This is a genomic window from Helicobacter pullorum, from assembly GCF_900638355.1.
Classification (GTDB): Bacteria; Campylobacterota; Campylobacteria; order Campylobacterales; family Helicobacteraceae; genus Helicobacter_D; species Helicobacter_D pullorum.
The window spans coordinates 171,431-194,396 of the sequence record NZ_LR134509.1; the positions used below are offsets into that span (position 1 = coordinate 171,431).

General features: G+C 34.3%; 19 protein-coding genes and 1 pseudogene. 14 read left to right on the forward strand and 6 right to left on the reverse strand.

Features of this window, described 5'->3' with window-relative positions; translation table 11 throughout:
* The first annotated feature begins 41 nt into the window (after positions 1–41).
* From pseB to pseF, 3 genes are read left to right on the forward strand one after another with little or no spacing between them, the layout of a single operon-like run.
* Positions 42–1,037, forward strand: coding sequence for a UDP-N-acetylglucosamine 4,6-dehydratase (inverting) (pseB, locus tag EL247_RS00850; protein WP_104719514.1), 996 nt, complete (start codon positions 42–44; stop codon positions 1,035–1,037).
* Entirely contained in the window at positions 1,034–2,194 is a 1,161-nt protein-coding gene (gene pseC, locus EL247_RS00855) for a UDP-4-amino-4,6-dideoxy-N-acetyl-beta-L-altrosamine transaminase (protein ID WP_104745455.1), read from the forward strand. The genes pseB and pseC overlap by 4 nt, the downstream gene beginning before the upstream one ends.
* The gene (pseF, locus tag EL247_RS00860) at positions 2,185–2,865 is read left to right on the forward strand and encodes a pseudaminic acid cytidylyltransferase (RefSeq protein WP_104745456.1); all 681 of its coding nucleotides are present in this window, start codon (positions 2,185–2,187) and stop codon (positions 2,863–2,865) included. The genes pseC and pseF overlap by 10 nt, the downstream gene beginning before the upstream one ends.
* Here pseF and EL247_RS00865 read toward each other — a convergent pair.
* Positions 2,846–4,252, reverse strand: coding sequence for a COG3400 family protein (locus tag EL247_RS00865; protein ID WP_104745457.1), 1,407 nt, complete (start codon positions 4,250–4,252; stop codon positions 2,846–2,848). The genes pseF and EL247_RS00865 overlap by 20 nt on opposite strands.
* Before the next feature lie 51 nt (positions 4,253–4,303).
* Between EL247_RS00865 and tgt the strand changes: the two genes are divergently transcribed.
* The 3 genes from tgt (at position 4,304) to EL247_RS00880 (ending at position 7,948) form a co-directional block, all read left to right on the forward strand.
* Positions 4,304–5,437, forward strand: coding sequence for a tRNA guanosine(34) transglycosylase Tgt (gene tgt, locus EL247_RS00870; protein ID WP_054198098.1), 1,134 nt, complete (start codon positions 4,304–4,306; stop codon positions 5,435–5,437).
* A 96-nt stretch (positions 5,438–5,533) separates the two neighbouring features.
* Positions 5,534–6,190 (forward strand): bacteriohemerythrin, encoded by a 657-nt coding sequence (locus EL247_RS00875; protein WP_104745458.1) that lies wholly within the window; start codon positions 5,534–5,536, stop codon positions 6,188–6,190.
* A 12-nt stretch (positions 6,191–6,202) separates the two neighbouring features.
* Positions 6,203–7,948 (forward strand): flagellar assembly protein A, encoded by a 1,746-nt coding sequence (locus tag EL247_RS00880; RefSeq protein ID WP_104745459.1) that lies wholly within the window; start codon positions 6,203–6,205, stop codon positions 7,946–7,948.
* Between the two features lie 22 nt (positions 7,949–7,970).
* Here EL247_RS00880 and EL247_RS00885 read toward each other — a convergent pair whose 3' ends face one another.
* From EL247_RS00885 to EL247_RS00895, 3 genes are all read right to left on the reverse strand, one after another.
* Complete coding sequence (locus EL247_RS00885; protein WP_104745460.1) at positions 7,971–8,954, reverse strand: hypothetical protein; 984 nt, start codon at positions 8,952–8,954, stop codon at positions 7,971–7,973.
* Between the two features lie 9 nt (positions 8,955–8,963).
* Entirely contained in the window at positions 8,964–9,161 is a 198-nt protein-coding gene (locus EL247_RS00890; RefSeq protein WP_104745461.1) for a hypothetical protein, read from the reverse strand.
* Between the two features lie 514 nt (positions 9,162–9,675).
* Positions 9,676–11,754: a TonB-dependent receptor domain-containing protein gene (locus tag EL247_RS00895; RefSeq protein WP_104745462.1), complete on the reverse strand. Its 2,079-nt coding sequence runs from the start codon at positions 11,752–11,754 to the stop codon at positions 9,676–9,678.
* 246 nt (positions 11,755–12,000) lie between these two features.
* Here EL247_RS00895 and EL247_RS00900 point away from each other — a divergent pair, with 246 nt between their 5' ends.
* From EL247_RS00900 to cysE, 6 genes are all read left to right on the forward strand, one after another.
* Positions 12,001–13,254: a TolC family protein gene (locus tag EL247_RS00900; protein ID WP_065831086.1), complete on the forward strand. Its 1,254-nt coding sequence runs from the start codon at positions 12,001–12,003 to the stop codon at positions 13,252–13,254.
* A complete protein-coding gene (locus EL247_RS00905) occupies positions 13,251–14,003 on the forward strand; it encodes an efflux RND transporter periplasmic adaptor subunit (protein ID WP_054198105.1) in 753 nt (250 codons plus the stop codon). The genes EL247_RS00900 and EL247_RS00905 overlap by 4 nt, the downstream gene beginning before the upstream one ends.
* Positions 14,003–17,056, forward strand: coding sequence for an efflux RND transporter permease subunit (locus EL247_RS00910; RefSeq protein ID WP_126441916.1), 3,054 nt, complete (start codon positions 14,003–14,005; stop codon positions 17,054–17,056). The genes EL247_RS00905 and EL247_RS00910 overlap by 1 nt, the downstream gene beginning before the upstream one ends.
* A gap of 84 nt (positions 17,057–17,140) precedes the next feature.
* On the forward strand, positions 17,141–17,365 hold the full coding sequence (locus tag EL247_RS00915) for a flagellar basal body rod C-terminal domain-containing protein (protein ID WP_054198107.1): 225 nt from the start codon (positions 17,141–17,143) through the stop codon (positions 17,363–17,365).
* Between the two features lie 105 nt (positions 17,366–17,470).
* The gene (gene speA / locus EL247_RS00920; RefSeq protein ID WP_005021966.1) at positions 17,471–19,324 is read left to right on the forward strand and encodes an arginine decarboxylase; all 1,854 of its coding nucleotides are present in this window, start codon (positions 17,471–17,473) and stop codon (positions 19,322–19,324) included.
* Between the two features lies 1 nt (position 19,325).
* Complete coding sequence (gene cysE / locus EL247_RS00925; protein ID WP_104745465.1) at positions 19,326–20,027, forward strand: serine O-acetyltransferase; 702 nt, start codon at positions 19,326–19,328, stop codon at positions 20,025–20,027.
* A 5-nt stretch (positions 20,028–20,032) separates the two neighbouring features.
* Here cysE and EL247_RS00930 read toward each other — a convergent pair whose 3' ends face one another.
* Entirely contained in the window at positions 20,033–20,500 is a 468-nt protein-coding gene (locus tag EL247_RS00930; protein ID WP_005021968.1) for an ankyrin repeat domain-containing protein, read from the reverse strand.
* A gap of 86 nt (positions 20,501–20,586) precedes the next feature.
* Positions 20,587–22,011 (reverse strand): catalase, encoded by a 1,425-nt coding sequence (locus EL247_RS00935; RefSeq protein ID WP_126441917.1) that lies wholly within the window; start codon positions 22,009–22,011, stop codon positions 20,587–20,589.
* 227 nt (positions 22,012–22,238) lie between these two features.
* Between EL247_RS00935 and EL247_RS00940 the strand changes: the two genes are divergently transcribed.
* Positions 22,239–22,496 (forward strand): bacteriohemerythrin, encoded by a 258-nt coding sequence (locus EL247_RS00940; RefSeq protein ID WP_065828731.1) that lies wholly within the window; start codon positions 22,239–22,241, stop codon positions 22,494–22,496.
* Positions 22,444–22,887, forward strand: a pseudogene (locus EL247_RS00945) (serine O-acetyltransferase); the annotation flags it as partial. The gene EL247_RS00940 and the pseudogene EL247_RS00945, both read left to right, overlap by 53 nt.
* Between the last annotated feature and the right edge of the window lie 79 nt (positions 22,888–22,966).

Below are 22,966 nucleotides of genomic sequence, written 5' to 3' on the forward strand. Positions count from 1 at the left end.
TATTTATGGCACAATTTAAGTAATTTTTAGTGGAGAAAATTATGTTTAATGGTAAAAATATTCTAATTACAGGTGGGACAGGCAGTTTTGGCAAACAATACACCAAAACTTTGTTGGAGCGATATAAACCACAAAAGATTGTTATTTTTTCGCGTGATGAACTCAAACAATATGAAATGGCACAGGTTTATAATCAGCCATGTATGCGGTATTTTTTGGGAGATGTTAGAGATGAATCAAGACTCAAAGAGGCAACTAATGGGATTGATTATATTATCCATGCAGCAGCACTAAAACAGGTGCCAGCAGCAGAATATAACCCAACTGAATGTATTAAGACTAATATTTATGGAGCGCAAAATGTGATTGCAGCGGCTTTGGCAAATGGAGTAGAAAAGGTTATTGCACTCTCCACAGATAAAGCAGCAAATCCTATCAACCTCTATGGGGCAACAAAATTGGCAAGCGATAAATTATTTGTAGCGGCAAATAATATGGCAGGGAGTAGAAAAACGCGTTTTTCGGTGGTGCGTTATGGAAATGTGATTGGTTCAAGAGGTTCGGTTGTGCCATTTTTTAAAAAATTGATTAAAGAGGGAGCTAGAGAGATTCCTATTACAGATATAGAAATGACACGCTTTATGATAACTTTGCAGCAAGGGGTGGATTTTGTTTTGAAGAATTTTGAAAGAATGAAAGGGGGTGAGACTTTTATCCCCAAAATCCCTTCGATGAAAATCATAGATGTAGCAAATGCACTTGCTCCAAATCTTCCACATAAAATTATAGGAATCCGCCCCGGAGAGAAGATTCATGAAACAATGTGCCCTAGTGATGATAGCCATATTACTTATGAGTTTGCAGATTATTTCGTAATTGCACCAACCATTCAGTTTAATTTTATTACAGATTTTAGTGTAAATGCCCTAGGAGAAAGCGGGAAGTTAGTTCAAAGAGGTTTTGAATATAATTCTGGTTCTAATACAGAGTGGCTAAGCAAAGAAGAATTTTTAGAGCTTACAAAGGAAATTGAATGATACCTTATGGCAAACAAGAAATTTTAAAAGAAGATATTGATAGCGTAGTAGAAGTATTACAATCCCCATTGATTACTCAAGGACCAAAAGCCATAGAATTGGAAGAAAAAATAGCCACAAAAGTTGATGCTAAATATGCTGTAAGTTTTAATAGTGCTACTTCTGCTTTGCATTGTGCGGTATTGGCACTTGGATTAAGGGAGGGGGAGTGGCTTTGGACGACGCCTATTAGTTTTGTAGCTTCAAGTAATTGTGGGCTTTATTGTGGTGCAAAGGTGGATTTTGTAGATATTGATAAAAAAACCTATAATTTAAGTGTGGAGTTATTAGAGGAAAAGCTCAAAAGAACCAAAAAGCATAAATTGCCAAAAGTATTAGTTGCAGTGCATTTTGGGGGACAAAGTTGTGATATGGAGAAGATTTGGGAGCTTTCTAAAAAATATGGGTTTAAGGTGATTGAAGATGCTTCACATGCTTTGGGGGGGAAATACCGCACTTACCCCATAGGGAATTGCAAGTTTAGCGATATTACGATTTTTAGTTTTCATCCTGTGAAAATTATCACAACAGCAGAAGGGGGAGTAGCAACAACAAACAATCCCAAATATGTAAAGAAAATGCAAATGCTAAAAAGCCATGGAATCACAAAAGAAGTCATAGATTTTGAAAACAAAAAAAAGCCAAGCCCATGGTATTATGAACAGCAGATTTTGGGTTATAATTATCGCTTGAGTGAATTGCATGCAGCTTTGGGAATCTCTCAGCTTAAGAGGTTGGATTCTTATATTCAAAGGCGTAATGAGTTAGCCAAGATTTATTCTAAGAATCTGAAAGATTTGGAGATTACTCTACCTTTTGTAGAAACTTATAATTATAGTGCATTTCATTTGTATGTGATTTTGCTCAATAAAAAGTCTGGCATCAAGCAAAGAGAGCTTTATCAAAAGCTTATTGAAGCGGGGATTGCCCCTCAAGTGCATTATATTCCAATCCATTTGCAACCTTTTTATGCGAGGTTTGGTTTTAAAAAGGGAGATTTCAAAAATGCAGAAAAATATTATAAAAACACCCTAACACTTCCTTTGTATCCGACATTATCACAAGAAGAACAAAACAAAGTCATTGAAGTATTAAGAAGTAATCTTGCATGCAAGTAGATTGTATTTGTATTATTCCTGCGCGTGGAGGTAGCAAAAGAATCCCAAGAAAGAATCTAAAGGATTTTTTGGGAAAACCCATTATTGCTTATAGTATAGAAAATGCAAAAAAAAGCAAAATTTTTTCAAAAATTTATGTTTCTAGTGATGATGAGGAAATTTTGCAAATGGCTAAGGAATTAGGTGTATTGCCCCTCAAGCGTCCAAAATCTCTTAGTGGAGATTTTGTAGGGACAAGGGAAGTGATAATACATTGCATTAAAGAGTTGAATCTCAAAGAGGAATGGGTTTGTTGTCTTTATGCGACAGCGCCACTTTTGAAGGCTGCACGATTGCAAGAAGCGTTTTTGCAAAGAGATGATTCTTGCTATCTTTTATCAGCGCTAGAGTATAGTTATTCGCCCTTTAGGGCATTTAGGATTGAGGGGGGAAGAAATAAAATGCTTTTTGCAGAGCATTTTATGAAGCGTTCTCAAGATTTAGAGAAAGTTTATCATGATGCTGGACAATTTTATTTTGCTAGGGCTAAGATTTGGGAAGAAAGGGAAAATATTTTTGAAGATTCTAAGAGTTTTTTGCTACCCTCACAAGAAGTGCAAGATATAGATACTTTGCAAGATTGGCATGAGGCAGAGCTGAAGTATCAGCTACTTAAACAGAAAGAGGAATGAAAAGTTGAGGTATATTAGAAAGACGCATACTTAGGTTTTCTACTTCTGTGAGAGAAAACCAAAGGGATTTTTGCAAAACTTCTTTTTTGAGCGGTAGGATTTGTAGAGTGTGTTCTTGGCGATTTAGCCAAATAATAGGATTGATTGTATCAGATTGGATTAATTCTACCTTTTTTTCAAAGACTTTTTCAATATGGCGGTAATAATCAATGGCTTGTTCGTGATAGTGTGAATCAGGGTCAAAATCATAAAGTCTAATTTTTAATCCAAGTTGTGTTGAAAAATCAAAAACAACCGAAGAGATTTTTTCGGCTTCTTCTAGGTTTTTAGGTAGGATAACTACACTATGAGTAAGGTTTTGTAGTGATGAATTGCCAAATTTAAGCAAAGGGATTCCTAAGTCAAAAAGAAAGCCTTTGTGATGGTCAAAAAGAAAATTATCTAGTAAAATTAATCCGATATTTTTGCTATTTTTATCTTTATTGATGATGTTTTTTAGTGAGGTTTCATAAAATTCAATATGCCATGAAATATTTTTTTTATCTAATTGTGGAAGGTTTTTGATTTTTTCAATATCTTCAAAAGATGAGGGGTTAAAAAAGCATAGATGCAATCGTTTGTTTTTGAAATTGTCAAAAAGCCATAGAGTTTGCGTAATGTAAGAATCCAAAGAAGCAGATTGCGTAAGATTAAAATACAAAACAACATCTCTTCCAAAAGGTGTTGGAAATTGCCCGATTTCTTCTTTTATACGATGGTAAATGTCCCAAAGGGTTGTTGGGTCCCCAACCAAAAGCAAAGAATCATTTGGAAAAATAGTGGTGGAGTATTTGGGTAAAATCATTTCATTGTTTCGATAAATAGCAGCGATTTTCCATTTTTTTTGTTTGATAGCTCCTACGCTCCGATAAGCATAAGGGCTTCCAAAAGGAACGCTAATTTGCATAATCTCCCCTTGCCCTAATCCAATATATTTGGCGGTGCGTGGGACATTGGGGAATTTTTCAAAAAGTTTTGCACTCAATACATTGTATTCGCATATCATATTTAGCTGTTTGTCTTCTGTAAGTGGCGAAAATTCCCCAAGCATAGTGATTTGAATATTTTTGCTATAAGAGCGGATAATGTTATAAATAATTTCTCTATCTTCTTTTTGGTCTGTAATAATATAACAATCAGTGATTTGTGGGCTTAGAATCTCTTTTAGCTTGCGTGAAGAACAAGGGTCAAATTGATAAGTTTCATAGTATTCTGTTTGGTTGGTGGGCAAAAGATTCTTATCTAAGGATACAAAAATATAATAATTTTTATTAAAATATTTATTTGTAATGGTGCTTGCAAATTCTTTTGCTACAATTCCATCTAAAATTAAAAGCACTTTTCGCATCTATAAGCCCTAAATAAAAAATTTTAGAAATGTAACAAAAAAAGGTTGAAAATGGAATTTAATTTACAAAAAAATGATGGAAATGCTAGAGCTGGAATCTTGAAATTAGCACACGGAGAGGTGCAAACTCCAATTTTTATGCCTGTTGGGACACAAGCTTGTGTGAAGGCGTTGGATTTTGCGGATTTACTCGCTTTAGATGCTCCAATTATTTTGGCAAATACCTATCATTTATATTTGCGACCGGGTGCGGAGATTATAGGGGAATTAGGGGGATTGCATAATTTTAGTAAATTTCCTAGAAATTTTTTGACAGATAGTGGCGGATTCCAAGCTTTTAGTTTGAGTGATAATGTAAAAGTTTCTGAAGATGGAATCTTGTTTAAAAGCCATATTGATGGAAGCAAGCACTTTTTTACGCCCAAAAAGGTTTTGGATATTCAATATCATTTAAATAGCGATATTATGATGATTTTAGATGATTTGGTGGGCTTACCAGCAAGCAAAGAGAGAATTAAGCAATCCATTAACCGCACGACACAATGGGCAAAAGAGGCAATTTCTTATCATAATTTTAAAAAGATTCAAGCCAAAGAATCTGGAGTAAAGCTAACTAATAATATTTTTGCTATTAATCAAGGTGGGACAGATAGGGAATTTAGGGAGGCAAGTGCTAGAGATTTGACTTCTATGGGGGATTTTGATGGGTATGCTATAGGTGGTTTAGCAGTGGGGGAGCCAAATAAGCAAATGTATGAGACATTAGACTTCACCACCCCGCTTTTGCCTAGAGATAAACCGCGTTATTTAATGGGGGTTGGCACACCACAAGATATTGTAGAAGCAATTGCTAGGGGAGTGGATATGTTTGATTGTGTAATGCCAACAAGAAATGCAAGAAATGGGACGATTTTTACTCATTTTGGAAAACTCTCCATTAAATCATCAAGATTTAGGCTGGATACAAATCCCTTAGATTGCAAATGCCATTGCTACACTTGTCAAAATTTCTCAAGAGCCTATTTGCATCATTTATTTAGGGCAGGGGAGATGAGTTATTTTAGATTGGCAAGCATTCATAATCTTGCGTATTATCTTGATTTGGTAAGAGAGGCTAGAGAGGCGATACTGCAAGGAAAATTTATAGAATTTTATAAGAGATTTTATAGCGATTTAGAAAACTAAATTATTTAAAATAAAATTAAAAAATAAAATATTACAATTATAAAAATTCTTTAACCTGAAATATATTTTATATATTATGCTGTGGGGAGGGGCGTTATGCTAGAATGGAGCAATGAATTTAGCGTAAAGAACGCATATTTGGACAATCAGCACAAACAGCTTTTTCAATATGTTGCTGATGCTTATAACCTCACTAAAAATGGTGTAAAAAATAAAGAATCTCTATTACTTCTAATTAACAAAATTTTAGAGTATTCTAAAGAGCATTTTAGAGATGAAGAAAGTTATATGCAACGCATTAATTATCCTTTGTTGAAAAAACACAAAGAATCTCATCAAAAAATGATTGCCACTGTCCATAAGATTAGGGCTAATTTGGGGGATAGTCAAAAAGATAGCATAGAAGTTTATAGTTTTTTGAAAAATTGGCTTTTGAAGCATATTTTGCAAGAAGATAAGAAAATCGAAGCATATCGCAGTCGCTTGATTGATGTTAATGAAATACCTTATACCCTTGAGCAACAAACGCAGATTCTTGCACAAACTTATAATGTTCAGCAAGAGCAGCAACATATTTATATTTGTCTTTGTCCTTTAAAGGAATTTGAAGTCTGCGATACACTTCACAAAAGTATGCAAATTAATCAAACTCTTTTGCGATGCAAAACATGCAAACAACCTTTGGTGTTTAAAGATATAAAACTTGATGATGAAAAACATTTTGATGCCTTAGCGAAAAAATATTTTCATTAATATGGAGTATGTATGGTATTTGTTTCAAGAGGATATGAAGTTTTTGAAAATGTCTCTAATATCTCGCAGCTTTTGGAAGAGCAAAAAGAAGTTTATGGCGAAGAGATAGATTTTTATTTATTGGCTTATGAGACATTTTATAGCAAGCATAATGAAAATCAATTTAAATATGTTCATAACAACAATGTTTTTAATAAAAATTCCAACTATATTGCTAATATTGATATTAAGCAGGTTTATAAAATAGAGATTTGCAGGAAAAAAGATAAAGAAAAAATCCCTTTTAGTTTTCAACTCATTGAGCAGCAAGATACGCTTTTGAGGGCAAGTTTGGAATGTAGAGGGGGAATTGCTTATTATGAGGGAATGAAGTTTGATATTTATCAAGAGCTTTATAAAACTATGATTTTAGAAGGGTATTTTATTGGGATTAGAGAATACAATAAATTATCTTCCCAAATTGATTTATTTGTCCGCAATATCAAAGAAAACAATCCGATTTACCGCGTTTTTTTGGATATTGGGTCTGGTGTTGCAAATCAAGAGGGCAAAAGCGAAGAATTAAAGATTTATCATACAATGCAAGATATAAATTTTAATCATCAAAAAAGTGAAGGATTTATCCCCAAAGTATCTATCAAGGTCGTGCGTAAAGGGGATTTGCTGTTTGATTATATTAAACCAACCAAAGGGCATATTGGGAGGGATTTAAAAGGCAATATTTTGCCTATTGCACCCGTGAGTATTCATGATATTCAAGTGGATTCTAGCATTGTGGCATTAGAGGGGATTTCAAATATTAAATTTCACGCAAGAAAAGATGGATTCCTCAAAGAAATACGCCCTTATTCTTTTATTGTTGATGATGAATTGGATGCTAAGAAGAGAGAAGTAGATAATTCTATAAAGGTGCTTAATATCGATGGTCTTACGCATTCTGATTCTAAGATTCAAGCAGATGTTGCTTATATTGGCTCCCATAGAGGAAATATTCAAGCCCAAAAAGCAGTGATTGATGTTTTGGAGAGAGGAGCAGTAGAAGCTAAGGTGGCATATATTAATAGTTCTCTTGGAGGCAAGATTATCGCAGATTATGTTTATATCAAAAATTTACATTCTTATAATGAAATTTATTTTCGTAAATGTTTGGTGATAGATAATGTAGCAGGGGAGCATAATATTTTTGAGTGTAACCCTGCTAGAATCGCATTTGCCAAAAAGGATAGAGTGGAATATATGATGCTAGAAAAACAATTGCAGATAAAAATTAAGCATTTACGAAAAAGAATGGATGAAATTTATACTTATTTGCTAATTTCACAAGGCAAAGTGCATAAGATTTTGCAAGATAATTCTATTGAGCAACTTCCTAAGAATCTCCGAAGTGTTGTTGAGCAGTATGAAAAATCTTTGAATACTTATCAAAAACTTCTATTAGAATATAGCGATATTGTCAATCTTAATTATGCTAATAAAACACGATTAAAAAGTATTGATGAAATGGCTTTGGGGGCTAGGATTATCATTCGTGGTAATTTCCCAAATGGAGAATCTCTTATTAGATTTAATCTTTATGAGGGCAATAGTGTGCAAAAAACGCTAAAAGCAACTTTAAATCAACAGAATCTGTATCGTTTGTTTGAGGTTGCTAGTAAAGATGGTCGCTTTAGCGTTGCAAACTCATCTGAATACAATCCAAAATATTGCGATTGGATTTCAGAGTTTTTTCCTAGAGAAAATGAGAAGAATAGTTTTTGAATAAACTAAAGTCATAAGCACATTAGGCTTTGGTTTCAAAAATTAAGCTCTCTTTGGAGAGGATTTGTTCGCTAAAATTTTGAATCGCCTCATTGAGATGTTTATTGGTAGTTTCTAAATCATTTTTTTCTTGCTTGATTCTTTGCATTTCGTTAGAAAAATATTTTTGCAGTGCTTCTTTTTCTTTTGGGGAGAGAGATTCAAGATTGCCATTTTGTTTGATTTTGGCTAAAAGCGCCATTGCCTCTTGTTTGGAAATTTCTTCTAAAACTCTTTGTTTGGGAGTTTTGATTTCTTGTGTTGGATTAAGGTTTTCTAGGGGATTGACTTGAGAATTTAAAATTTCTTTGATAGCTGTATAAAGGCTACCTTCTGTGTTTTCTAGGTGTTCTTTGAGGGTTACTTTGCCATTTAAATCCATATCTGCACTAATTAGCCCATCAAGCAAATCATCAAGGGTTTTGGTTTGTTGGTTGGTAGGTGGCTTAGCAATGTAGTTCTCCACTCCATAAATATTGATTGAATCTCCATAAATAGTGTTTTTTTCTGCTGCTAAAAAGGTGTAATCATCTTTGATGAGGGCATTTTCTTGTGGAGAGAATTTTCCATCTTTATTTAAATCTGCATTGAAAGCTCCCATATTGTAAGCAATTTCGCCATACCAGCCACTGACATAGGATTCTGCTTTGCCACTCAGACGTAAAATGCCATCATCGCGGGTATAAAAATCGCTTTTGTCAAACTTTTCTTGTAATCTTTGGATATTTTCTTTGGAAAGTAGTGCTTGGACTTTGTCGCCACTGATGCCATCTTCAAACATTACAAGCTGATAGCTAGAATCATTGGTAAGTTTATTTTTGATAGAAATTTTGGTGGAATCTTGTGGGGATTCTTGGTTTGGCTTGAGGCTTTGTATTTCCTCTTGGGCTAGGGTAGATTCTTTGTGATTGTTGGCTGCGAAGTAGATTTTTCTAAAGAGGATTTTATCGGCATTGTGGATAAGCATTTCGCGCTCCTATAATCCTTTATTTGGGAAGCATACAACTGCACCTAGTTTCATTTTGACGCATCTTGGTTGGCTAGGGTAGATAATTTTTGAAGTTTCTAAGTGTGTTTGATGATTAGATAATGTGGATTTGGTTGTTTTATTTGTGATTTGGGTGGCATTTAAAAGGTTTGCTAATAATAAAATTGTAAAAAATATTGCTTTCATAATTTATTCCTTAATATAATATTGATTCTTATTTTATGCAAAAATTACTTAAGGCAATTTAAAATTAATTTGAGCAGTTTTAATCAACCAAAAGGGGGCAAAACAATGCGTTTATCCCAAAATTATCGCAATGAAAAGGTGTATGTGGCTTTGGATTATGCTTGATAGTGTGGGGAGTTGAAAATAGGGAAATAGAGATAAATATGCTAAAAGACAGGTGGAATTTGGCATTTTGGATTGTTTAATAATTTCAAGCAGTGCAAAAAGCCTGCTAATGCTAGTTTGTAGAGATTTTATTTTTTGTGAATTTTCATTTTGGGTTTGGCAAGTGTTGGTTTGAATGGGTAGAATCTACAAAATAGCTAGGGCTTGGCAAATGCTAAGTTTTAAAATGTGTTTGCAAAATAGGGCAAATCAAGGAGAAAGCTAGATTGAATCTAGCTTTTGTAGTGAATGAAATTTTTAAATTTAAGAAGATTGATGCCAAAGTCAAAAGACTTTAGCAATGATAGCCTTAAAAATCTAGTTTGTAGTTAATCCAGAAGTTTCTGCCCTCAGTGTAGTCTTGGAATCTGTTTGCATAGCTTGTGCCTCTGCTACCTTCATAACGGTAAGGTTCAAAGAAATCTTTATCTAATAAGTTGTTGATTACAAAGTTAATTGTAGAGCTTTTTGTCATTTTGTAGCTAAATCCTAAGTCCAAAATATAGAAATCTTTATATTTCATCATACCCGGAATCGCACTTGCACGACCACCTTTGCTTTGTGCTAGAGTATCATAACGCCCAGTGGCTTTTAAGAATGAGCTAAATTTGCCCTTAGTGTAGTTGAGTTTGACAACTGCGATATGGCGTGGGAGATTGGTATAGCGAGTTCCTCCCCATGGATTTGTGTAATCTCCAGATTTGTCGTGTTTTTCCATATAAGTATAAGATACATTAGCGCTAAATCCATTCCAAGTGGCTGTATCCATTCCTACTTCAACGCCCCTTGCTCTATCTTTTCCTCGATTTACGACAAGCTTACAACCATCAGCCCCTCCACTACAAATTTGTCCATTGGGCATAGATTCTCCATCGGCATAAGGATCTTGGTCTATGGAGTTTTTAAAATCCGTTTGGAAAGCAGTAATGCTAAGATTTCCATAATCCCAAACATCAAAAATTGCTCCTATTTCGTAGTTGGTGCTTGTTTCGGGATTGAGTTTGGAATTCCCATGAATATCCCCACCATCTACACGATATACTCCATCGCCTAGTTGTTTTGCTTGAGGTGTTTTGTAACCTTTTGCAACACCGCCTTTTAGGGTAACCCAGTCTGTTAGGTGATAGACTAAATAGCCTCTAGGGATAAATTCCCCTTCAAATAAATCGCTATAAGTATAACGCAAACCTCCTGTTAGGATTAGATTCTCTGTGATAGAGTATTCAGCTTCTGCATAAGGGGCGATAATATTTTGGTCTAAAGTTTGCCCCATATGGATATTGGTTGCTGCTGTGCCACTATCGTTTCTGAATCCTTCCCATTGGTATTGTGCTCCTGTTGTTAGCATCACGCTTCCTAGAGTGTTGAAGTCAAAGGGCATCACAGCTTTACTCTCCACCACATAAACAGTGCTTTCATTAGCTACTGGTGTGCCTGATTTGCTTGTTTGGTCGGTGTATTGGTATTGGGCATAAGTGTTTGTTGTCCCCCAAGTGTAGTAGCCATCATGGTTTAAAATAAGCCCATCGCGATTATATGAGGAAGTAGAACGCACTTGTCTTCCACTTGTATTCATTGTATCGGAGTATTGATAATAGTGTTCGCCATCTAAGTAAAGATTGTTTTGATCATTGATTTTCCAATTGAGTCTTGCACCTACATTGCCAATTTTGTATTCCCCGGGGCTATGGCTTGCATATTGATTAGTTAGGGTTTTGTCTGGCCATTTTAGGTTACTATGGTCTTTGCCATAATATTTTCCTCTTAAAGCAAGAGAGAGCTTATCTTTGATTAGTGGAAAAGCCATGTAGCCTGTAACGCCTCTCCCATGTCCATAAAGATTATAGTGTTGTTGGGCTTGAGTTTCAATAGATATTGAACCGGTGAATTTATCTGGATTTTTCTTTGTGATGATATTGACAACCCCACCGATTGCATCGCCACCATAAAGTGTAGAAGCAGGTCCTTTGATAACCTCGATTCTTTCAATCATTGAAATAGGTGGTAAATAGCTATTATCTACTCCGCTAAATCCGTTTTCGTGGAATCCATTAACAGTATTTTGACGCTTGCCATCAACAAGCACAAGTGTGTATCCTGTCCCAAACCCACGAATGGTAAAATCATAAGTTCCTGTTTTGCCTTTTGTAATATTTACGCCGGGAATATCGCTAATTGCATCAGCAATATCTTGCACTGGGCGGCTCTCTAACTCTTCTTTGGTAATCACTGAAATACTAGCAGGAGCGTCCTTGACATCTTGAGCAAAACCGCTGGCACTCACGACAGAAGTATCAAGCAGGTATTGTTCGGTTGCGTTGGCATAGATTCCACTCCACATTAAAGATAGAGCTACAGAAACATAGCTAATGTTCTTTTTGACTTTCATTCTAAAATCCTTTTGATAATAAAAATAATAATAAGATTGAATTCTATTTACTATTTGTTTAAAAATAAATAAAAATAATAATGAATATTATTTATTTTATGTGAAATGTTACAAAGATGTTTTTACCCATTGTTTTTATTGGATTGAATTTGAAATGTTGGTAGAATCTTTAAACTCACTTGAGAAGTTATAGTTGTCTTTTTAAGTTCATTTTTGAGAAAATAATAAAAATTACTTGGAGAAAAAATGAGAAGAGGCATAAGAATTTTATTGTTTTTGTGCTGTTTTGCATTGAGTGGTTATGCAGAGAGTTTGAAGTTTTTGGTTGAAAATATCAAAAACAACCCTCTTTTAAATGCCAAAATTTATCAAAAACAATCTTTACACGAAGAAAAAAAGGGGCTTTATGCCCTTTATCTTCCCAAAGTGGAAGTGGGATATGCTTATCAAAATACACATAATCCAGATATTTTTTATCCTGCAAATGTTAATGGTCCCTTTGTGGAGGCAACTTGGCTTTTGTTTGATGGATTAAAAAGAGAGGGAAAACTAAAAGCACAAAATGATAGAATCAAGTCCTCTGAATTTGCAATACAAAGCACCCAACAACAATTGATTTTGCAAGTTATTCAAAAGTATTTTGGTGCTCTTAGTTTGCAGTCGCGAAAAAAAGCGGTTTTGAGGCAGCAAGAGGAATTACAACAAAGTATTACAAAATATGAAACGCTTTATCATTCAGGGCTTGCAACCCAAGATACCCTAGAAGCTATCAAAGCACAATATGCACAAAATTCTTATCAAATAGAAAATATAGAACTTGCTTTAGAATCTTATAAAGAGCAACTAAGCTTATTAAGCGGGATAGAAAATCCTAGTTTGGAAGAATACACCAAAATAAAAGAAATAGATTTGCAAACCAAGCCAAAAGATAGGGCGGATTTGCAGGCACAATTTCATTATGTAAAGAGTTTGGAGAGTGTGCCTATGCAACATTCTTATTTACCAACTATTGCCTTAAGTAATCGTTATATGCACTATGAATACCATGATAGGAATATCCCAACGCTCCCCTTTCCCTTTTCTATAGATAACCCTAAATATCAAAATATTTTTGGGATTAGCATATCTTTGACTTTGTTTGATACTTTTGCTACATATAGGGCTAAGGAAGCCGCACATTTACAAGCTTTGGCGGCAAATTTTGAATACTCTTATCAAAAAGATTCTCAAAGACGCGAACAAATTATCGCAAAAAATGCCCTAAACACAGCAAAAGAAAAAATCAAATGGGCAGATTCTGCCCTGACTTCCGCATCCATTGCTTATGCCTATGCCAAAGATAAATTTAATGCGCAACTCATTGATTACACGCAATATTTGGGGGCATTGACGACTTTTTTTGAGGCTCAGTCCTTTTATGATGAATCTCTTTTTGAATATGAGATTAAAAAAGCAGAATTTTTATACAATAATGGAGAGAATTTGGAGGAGTTTTTGTGAGAAAGATAGCTAAAAGCCTAATGGCTTTGTGTATTTTTGGTGTTTCTCTTTTTGGGGAGGGAATCTATGCTACTTTTAGTATCAAAGCAGTGCAAAGTGCGACTTTGAGCCTTGCAAGTAGTGGAGTGGTAGAATCTGTTTTTGTAGAAATTGGAGACAATGTCAAAAAGGGTCAAAAGCTTTTAGAATTGAAAGCAAAAGATTTGCAAGAAAATGTAAAGATTGCTTTAGCGACTTTAGAGAGTGCCAAAGCAGAACATTCATTTTTGGAGGCACAATATCAACGCTATAAGCATTCTCAAAATGTTATTGATAAAAATACTTTTGAAAAAATCCAAACTCAATATCAATCTAGTGTTTTTGGGCTTAAAAAAGCTAAGGCTCATTATCAATTACAAAAAGAGCTTTTGGATAAAACGATTTTGTATGCCCCTTTTAATGGAGTGATTGTAGATAAATTTGTCGAGGTTGGTGATGGGGTGGGGGCGATTTCAAGTAGGCTTTTTGTGCTAGAATCTAAGCAAAAAAAGGCAATTATTGAGTTTGATTCGCAGTATTTTAATCAGGTAAAAGTGGGGGATAAGTTTTTGTATAAGATTCAAAATCAAGAACAAAAAATCCCTCTTGTTTTGACAAAGATTTATCCAAGTATTGATAAGGATACCAAAAAAGCAAAGGCAGAAGCGGTTTTTGAAAATATTGATTTACCTTCTGGAATCTTTGGAGATGGCTTGATTGTGAGGGAATAATGTCTAAAATTGCAATTTCTCGCCCCATTGCCACTTTGATGTTTGTTTTGGCATTAGTGTTTTTTGGAATAGATGCTTTGAAGCGGTTAAGTGTATCTTTGTATCCTAATGTTGATATTCCAATTATTACCATTACTACTTTTTATCCGGGGGCAAATCCAGAAATTGTCGAAAGCAAAGTGACAGAAAAGATTGAAGAAGCTATTAGTGGGATTGATGCGTTAAAGAAAATCACTTCTACAAGCAGTCAAAATGTCAGTGTGGTGGTAGCGGAGTTTGAATTAGAAAAGTCTATTGAAATTGCTGCAAATGATGTTAGAGATAAGGTTTCTACAATTAGTTTTGGGAGTGAAGTAAAATCTCCCATTATTGAAAAATTTGATGTAGGCGGAACTCCTATAATTTCTCTTTTTGTATCCTCTAAAACTCCAATATCTAATACCAAAGAGCTTTTGGAGTTAAATACACACACGGATTTGAATATTAAACCATTATTGCAAAGAATTGCTGGGGTTGGAAAGGTAAATTTGGTAGGGTTTTTAGAGAGGGAAATACGAATCTTGCCTAATCCTACTATGCTGAGTAAATACAATCTTAGTTATTTAGATGTCGCTCAAGCCATAAAAGCACAAAATATAGAAATCGATGGCGGAAGGATTATAGATTCTAAACAAGAATGGACAATCCTAACCAAAGCAGATGCAGAAAATATACAAGAATTAGGGGATTTGCTGATAGCCAAAGGTGTTAAATTGAGCGATATTGCCGTGATTGAAGATACTATGCAAGAGCAGAGAAGTTTTTCTTATTTGCATTCTAAAGATATTCAAAGCGGAGGAATTTTATTAGAGATTCAAAAGATTACTGGTGCAAATGAAATAGAAATCACAAAAGCTATTAAGGAAATTATGCCTTATTTGGAGCAAATTAGCCCAAAATATCATCTTACACTTTTACGCGATACGACAACTTATATTCAAGATACGATTGATGCAGTGGAATTTGATTTGATTTTGGGTGCATTTTTGGCTGTTTTTGTGGTGTTTTTCTTTTTGCGGAATGTTTCGATTACTTTGGTTTCTAGCCTTAGTATCCCAGCTTCTATTATGGGGGCTTTTGCTTTTATGTATATTTTTGGTATGACTTTGAATCTTGCTACAATGATTGCTATTACCCTAGCTATTGGGATTATTATTGATGATGCTATTGTGGTGATTGAAAATATTTATAAAAAACTTGAAATGGGAATCTCAATGAGAGAGGCTGCATTAATGGGGGTGCAAGAGATTGGTTTTGCACTCATTGCAATTTCTGCAATGCTTTTATCTGTGTTTATTCCGATTGCAAATATGAGTGGAATTACAGGGAGATTCTTCGTATCATTTGGATTGACACTTGCTGCTTCGATTATTATTTCTTATTTTGTGGCAATTACCTTCATTCCGATGCTAAGCTCTAGAATCGTTCAAAGAAAACAAAGTAATTTTTACCTGCAAACAGAAAAATATTTTAAGGGTTTAGAATCTTTTTATGTGCGTATTTTGGAGTGGGTATTAGCCCATAGAGTTTTTGTTGTTATTTCTATTTTGGGTATTTTTGTTGCTTCTTTGTTGCTTGTTATGCGTCTTGGGGTAGAATTTTTGCCCTCTGAGGATAAGGCGGAATTTGATATTAAACTTACAGCCAAACCCGGAATCTCATTGGAAGAAATGCAATACCAAACATTAGCGATTCAAGAGAGGTTAAATCAAGAAAGTGAAGTGGAGTATAGTTTGCTGAATATTGGCTATACTTCTGAACAAAAAGTGTATGAAGGTAAGATATATGTGAGATTATCCCCTTATGATAAAAGAGAGAGGAGTTTGCAAGAAATTATAGAATTTTTGAGAGAGGTTTATAAACCTTATGCGGAGAAATTTGGTTTAGAGATTGCATTGATTGAGATTCCACAAATTAGTTTGGGAGAAGATGACTCGCCTTTGCAATTAGCACTTTATGCGTTGGATAATGGTGCATTGCAAAAGAGCGTGGAGAGAATCATAGACTTTATGGAACAAAGCGGAAAATTCCGAGATATTCATACCAACATTAAACCACCAACCCCGCAACTTAGGTTAAGCATTAATCGAGCATTAGCAAATCAATATGGATTGAGTGCTCAAGAAATCGCTCTTGCTATTAATAGTGCTTTTAGCGGAATGCAAGAAATCTCGTATTATAGGGAAAATGGAAGAGAGTATGATATTGTTTTATTGACGCCACAAAGAAGAAGTATTGAGGATTTAAAGAAGCTTACATTGCGTAATGCAAGGGGCGAAAATGTATTTTTAGAAGGAATGGTTGAGATAAAAGAGATTGATGCTGTAACTTCTATTAGGCATTATGACAGGCAAAAAAGCGTAATGGTATATGCTAATTTGACAAATGGCGTAAGCTTGGGCGAGGCTACGAATCTTTTGGAAAGCAATCGAGATTCTTGGCTTGGTGAAAGTGTGCATTATAAAATAGAAGGTTATGCTAAATATATGCAAGAAACGAATGCGGCTTTTGTTACTGCGATGATAATGGCATTTGTGTTGATTTATTTTATTTTAGCAGCACTCTATGAATCTTTAATACAGCCTTTTATTATTATGGTTGCATTGCCTTTGAGTTTTACAGGGGCTTTTTTGGCATTGTTTTTAAGTGGTGAATCTCTAAGTCTTTTTAGCATTATGGGACTAATGCTTTTGATGGGACTAGTAGGCAAAAATGCTACATTGATTATTGATGTGGCTAATGCAAAAAGGCAAGAGGGGATAGAACTAAAAAAGGCTATTTTAGAGGCTGGAGAATCTCGGCTACGCCCCATTTTGATGACAACTATTGCAATGATTTTTGGAATGTTGCCTTTGGCATTAGCAGGGGGAGCAGGCAGTGGGATAAAATCCCCTATGGGAATTGCGATGATAGGGGGATTGCTGGTTTCTATGATTCTTAGCTTGCTTATTGTGCCGGCATTTTATAGCCTTTTGGCATCCATAGATGATAAAATGAGAAGTTATTATCAATGAAAAATTATAAAATGAAAATTTTTAAGGAATCTTTTTTGGATTCATAGTATAATATAACTAGAATTTATAAATAAGGAGGATCATATGAATCCTATTTCAGGTAGCACTTATTATGGGTATGATGCATTTTCAAATGCTCAAAGCGGGATTGATGCAAATATGCGTAGCGCGACTTTGGAGACTTCTAATACAGATATTGCACAAAGCACGGTAAATACTATGAATGCACAAAATGGTGTGGAGGCAAATGCACAAACAATTCAAACTGCAGATTCAATGATGCAAAGTGCATTAGATATTCTTGCTTAATCTCTCTTTTGGAAGTTTTTAAAAACTTCCGCATTAATTACTGCAAATTTTTATAGACTTATGCTACAATTTTTCTTATTTTAATCCTTAAACAAAAGGTATAAAATGGTTGATTATGGTATTAATTATTGGGCAAATGATGATTTTATCATCGAAGATGGCAAGGTTAAGGTTAATTTTTGCAACAAACCTGCTTTGATTGATATAGTCAAGCAAGTGCGAGAAGAAGGTTATCGCGGTCCTTTGCTTGTTCGTTTTCCGCATTTGATTAAAAAGCAGGTTGAAAAGATTTTTTCTCATTTTGAAAATTCGATTAAAGAATATCATTATAAAGGCAAATTCAAAGCAGTTTTTCCTATCAAAGTCAATCATTTTCCTAATTTTATTTTGCCTCTTATGGAGCAAACGCAGAATCGTTGCTATGGGCTAGAAGCTGGAAGTAAATCAGAGCTTATCATTGCTATGGCTTATACTAATGAAAATGCCCCCATTACGGTAAATGGCTTTAAAGATAAAGAAATGATTTCTTTGGGATTTATTGCTGCAAAAATGGGGCATGATATTACTCTAACCATTGAAGGTTTAAATGAATTAGAAACGATTATAGAAGTTTCAAAGTCTATGGGCAAACCTTATCCAAATATCGGATTGCGAATCCGTCTTCATAGCACAGGCGTTGGAATCTGGGCAAAGAGTGGCGGGATTAATTCTAAGTTTGGTTTAACTGCAACAGAGCTTGTAGAGGCGATTTATTTGCTTAAGAAAAACAAGCTTTTGGATAAATTTACAATGATTCATTTTCATATTGGCAGCCAAATTAGCGATATTGCACCGCTTAAAAAGGCATTAAGAGAAGCAGGAAATATTTATGCAGAGTTGCGTAAAATGGGTGCAAAGAATCTCAATAATGTCAATATTGGTGGTGGTTTGGCAGTCGAATACACGCAGCATGAAGCTCATCAAAATCGCAATTATACCTTGGGAGAATTTAGCGGCAATGTTATTTTTACCCTCAAAGAAATTGCCAAAAACAAAAAAGAGCCAGAGCCAAATATTTTTATTGAATCAGGGCGTTATGTTTCTGCAAATCATGCGGTTTTGATTAGTCCTGTTTTGGAATTGTTTTCACAAGAATATGATGAAAAGGCGTTGCATTTAAAGGAAAAAAATCCGCCGCTTGTGGAGGAGCTTTTGGATTTGTATAACACCATTGATGAGCGTTCAGCTATTGAATATTTGCATGATAGCTTAGAGCATATGGAATCGCTTTTGACGCTTTTTGATTTGGGTTATATTGATTTGCAAGATAGAAGTAATACAGAAGTTTTGGTGCATTTAATTATTAAAAAAGTGATTAAGATTTTAAAGCATAAAAATCATAGTGATATTATTCGGATTCAAGAGCAGGTGCAAGAGCGATATTTGCTAAATTGTAGCTTTTTTCAGAGTTTGCCAGATTATTGGGGATTAAAACAGAATTTTCCTGTCATTCCTCTTGATAGATTAAATAAAAGACCTACAAGAAGTGCGAGTTTATGGGATATTACTTGTGATAGTGATGGTGAAATTGCATTTGATAAAAATTATCCTTTGTTTTTGCATGATATTGATGTGAATAGTGAAGAATACTTTTTGGGATTCTTTTTGGTTGGTGCATACCAAGAGGTTTTGGGAATGCGTCATAATTTATTTACGCACCCAACTGAATTGAGTGTTGTTTTTAATCAAGAAGAGGGGAGTTTTGAGATTGAGAATCTTTTAGAAGCACAAACAATTTTAGATGTATTGGATGATTTGGATTTTGATACCAAAGAGATTGAAAGGCGACTAAAACAGAAGCTTGATGAGAGTGAAGAGATTCCTCAAGATGAGAAAAAGGAGGTTTTGGGGCAACTTTATGTGATGTTAAGTGAAAATGGCTATTTACGCACAGTCTTCAAAAGTCAAGGGGAAGTTTAATTTGAGTTACGCTAATAGCCTTTTTGGGACGATTAAAGAGGATTTTGGCGTTATTTCGCAAAAAGATCCAGCCATTAATTCTAAAATTGAATTATTCTTTAATTATCCGGGCTTGATTGCTTTGGTGCATTATCGAATAGCACACAAGTTGCACTTAAAAGGTTTTAGGGTTTTAGCAAGAATCTTAATGGGATTCACGCAATGGATTACAAATATCGATATTCACCCAGCTTGTAAAATCGGGCATAGAGTTTTTATTGACCATGGGATTGGAGTTGTGATTGGGGAGACTGCAGAAGTTGGCAATGAAGTAACAATTTATCAAGGTGTGAGTTTGGGCGGAGTGAGCTTGGAGAAAACCAAACGCCATCCAACCATAGAAGATAATGTCATCATCGGAGCGGGAGCAAAAATTTTGGGCAATATCACTATTGGAGCAAATTCTAAAATTGGAGCAAATTCTGTTGTGATTACTTCTGTGCCACCAAATTCTACAGCCGTTGGGATTCCTGCAAAGGTTGTAGTAAAGGGTAAAAGTAATGATTTAAATAAGATTCCAGATATTCAATTGCAGCTTTTTACATATTTGCAAAAACGTTTAGAATTATTAGAATCGCAAATTCCTCATTCTGAAGAATTGCAAGCAAGTATAGAAAAACTCAATCTTATATATTATGAATTTCTAAAGTCAAGAAGAGAATAAAATGATTATTTTTTTAAAAGATTTAAAATTAAAAAACTTATTTTTTTAAAGAGGCTTTGCTTGGAGTGTATCATAAGGTATCTTGCGACATCTTTACGCCCAAACATAATAGCAAAAGAAAAAGGAGTCATTCCTAAGCCATTATTTTCATCAATATTTGCACCATTGCTTACTAATAATTTTGCCATATCCAGATATCCTTTAAAGCAAACTCCAGCTAATGGGGTTTGTCCTCTATCATTTTTTTCATCCACTTTAGCGCCTTTTTCAAGCAACATTTTAGCAGTTTCTAAAGAATTATTATAAGCTGCTAACATAAGTAGAGTATCACCTCTATGTGTTTTTAGATTAACATTTAATCCAGCTTCTATCATAATCCTTAGATTTTCAAATTCATTATTTCTAGCAAAATTAAAAGCCATATTGCAAAGCTCTCCAAATCGTTTTTCTTCTTCTAAAGAAATTTCATTCATCATTTTATCCTTGTTTATCTATTAGTCAATCTAAAAATTGATTTTTAATAGCTATGATTTTAGAGTGAGAATTCTCACTCTAAAAGTTATTTACTCAACGCTTTTTTAACACCCTCCGCATATTCTTTGCTAATTTTTTCAAAATGCATTAGAGCTTTGTCTATGATTTTTTGTTCAACACCTTCCATTGATGAGGCAATATTATTAAAGAGTTGTTCTTTTTGAGAATCATTCATTATGTCAAATAGGGCTTTTGGTTGGGTGTAAAAATCATTATCCAATGGCGCATATCGTTGTGCTGCAGCTTCTAAATTCAAATCTGGTTCCAAATAATTTTTATCTTCTTTTGGGCTATCATCATAGCTATTTGGTTCATAGTAAGCTGATTTGTTTTTATACTCATCAAAATTCATAGCTCCAGCAACATTATAGGTATTAACCTCACTTCTTGTTCTATTAATAGGCAAGAGATGATAGTTAGTTCCTACTCTATATCGGTGCGCATCAGGATAGCTAAAGATTCTGCCTTGGAGCATTTTATCAGGACTAAAGCCAATTCCAGGCACGATATTGCTTGGGCTAAAGGCGGCTTGTTCTACTTCGTTAAAGTAATTTTGTGGATTTTTATTAAGAATCATTTCTCCAATATCCATCAAAGGCACGATGCTATGGGGCCATACTTTTGTCAAATCAAAGGGATTGAATCCTAATTTATCCACTTCATTTTCAGGCAAAATCTGCACTTGGAATGTCCATTTAGGGAAATCCCCTTTTTCGATACTATTATATAAATCTCTTTGGTGAGATTCTCTATCTTTGGCAATAATTTCTTCAGCTTCTTTGTTGGTTAAATTTTTAATGCCTTGTTGAGTTTTAAAATGGAATTTTACCCAAAACCTTTCTCCTTTATCGTTGATGAGACTATAAGTATGGCTTCCAAAGCCGTGCATATGTCGATAACTTGCTGGAATTCCCCTATCACTCATTAAAATTGTAATTTGGTGTAAGGCTTCAGGACATAATGTCCAAAAATCCCAGGCTGCATTTGCGTTTCTTAAATTTGTTCTTGGATCTCTTTTTTGGGTGTGGATAAAATCAGGAAATTTGTAAGGATCTCTTATAAAGAAAGTTGGCGTGTTGTTTCCAACTAAATCCCAATTGCCTTCTTTGGTGTAAAACTTAATTGCAAAACCTCTTACATCTCTTTCTGCATCAGCTGCACCGGATTCTCCAGCTACAGTTGAAAATCTCAAGAAAAGTGGAGTAACTTCTCCTTTTTGCAAAACTTTAGCCTTAGTAAATTGTGAAATATCAGCTGTGATTTTTAATTCTCCATAAGCACCGCTTCCTTTGGCATGCACTACTCTTTCAGGTATCCTTTCTCTATTTTGATGAGCAAGTTTTTCAAGTAGGATATAGTCTTGTAATAGTAAAGGTCCTTTTGGTCCAGCAGAAAGTGAATTTTGATTGTCTGCTACTATATTTCCAAAGTCATTTGTAAGTTTTTTCATAAAGATTACCTATCCTTTAAATAAAATTTATTAACAAGGAAATAATATCTTATATAAAATAAAAATAATATTAAATAATAAAATTTATTATTTAATATAAAGTATCAAAAATATTTTTTTAAGCAGTTTTTAGTTTCCTTTTTTGTTTTTAAAGTATATAATATTTAATGTTTTCAGGGTTTTTAGTGAGGTAGTCAAAATAAATAAGTTAGGAAAGAGGAGGACTAATGCTACCATCTTGGAGCAAAGAATTAAGTGTTCATAATGATGCCATTGATGAGCAACATAAAAAATTATTTGAAATTGCTGGAAGAGCTTACGCACTAACTAACAAAAAAGCCACAAAAGAAGAAATTATCACTATTCTTAGGGAATTATTAAACTATACGCAAGAGCATTTTAAAGATGAAGAAGCCTATATGGAATCTATCTATTATCCGCGGGATTGGAGTTGTGATTGGGGAGACTGCAGAAGTTGGCAATGAAGTAACAATTTATCAAGGTGTGAGTTTGGGCGGAGTGAGCTTGGAGAAAACCAAACGCCATCCAACCATAGAAGATAATGTCATCATCGGAGCAGGAGCAAAAATTTTGGGCAATATCACTATTGGGGCAAATTCTAAAATCGGAGCAAATTCTGTTGTAATTGCTTCTGTTCCGCCAAATTCTACTGCCGTTGGTATCCCAGCAAGGACAATCATCAAGGGCAAAAGCAATGATTTAAACAAGATTCCAGATATTCAATTGCAGCTTTTTACATATTTGCAAAAACGCTTAGAATTATTAGAAAGTGAAGTGGTTTATTCTGAAAATTCACTCAAAAACCTTGAAAAACTCAACCAAATGTATCAAGAGTTTCTTAAAAATAAATATTAATTATTAATAATATAAATTTATAATATATAAAGAAACATTTAACTTTTTTATAATAAAATCCGCACTTATTTTTAGTTAA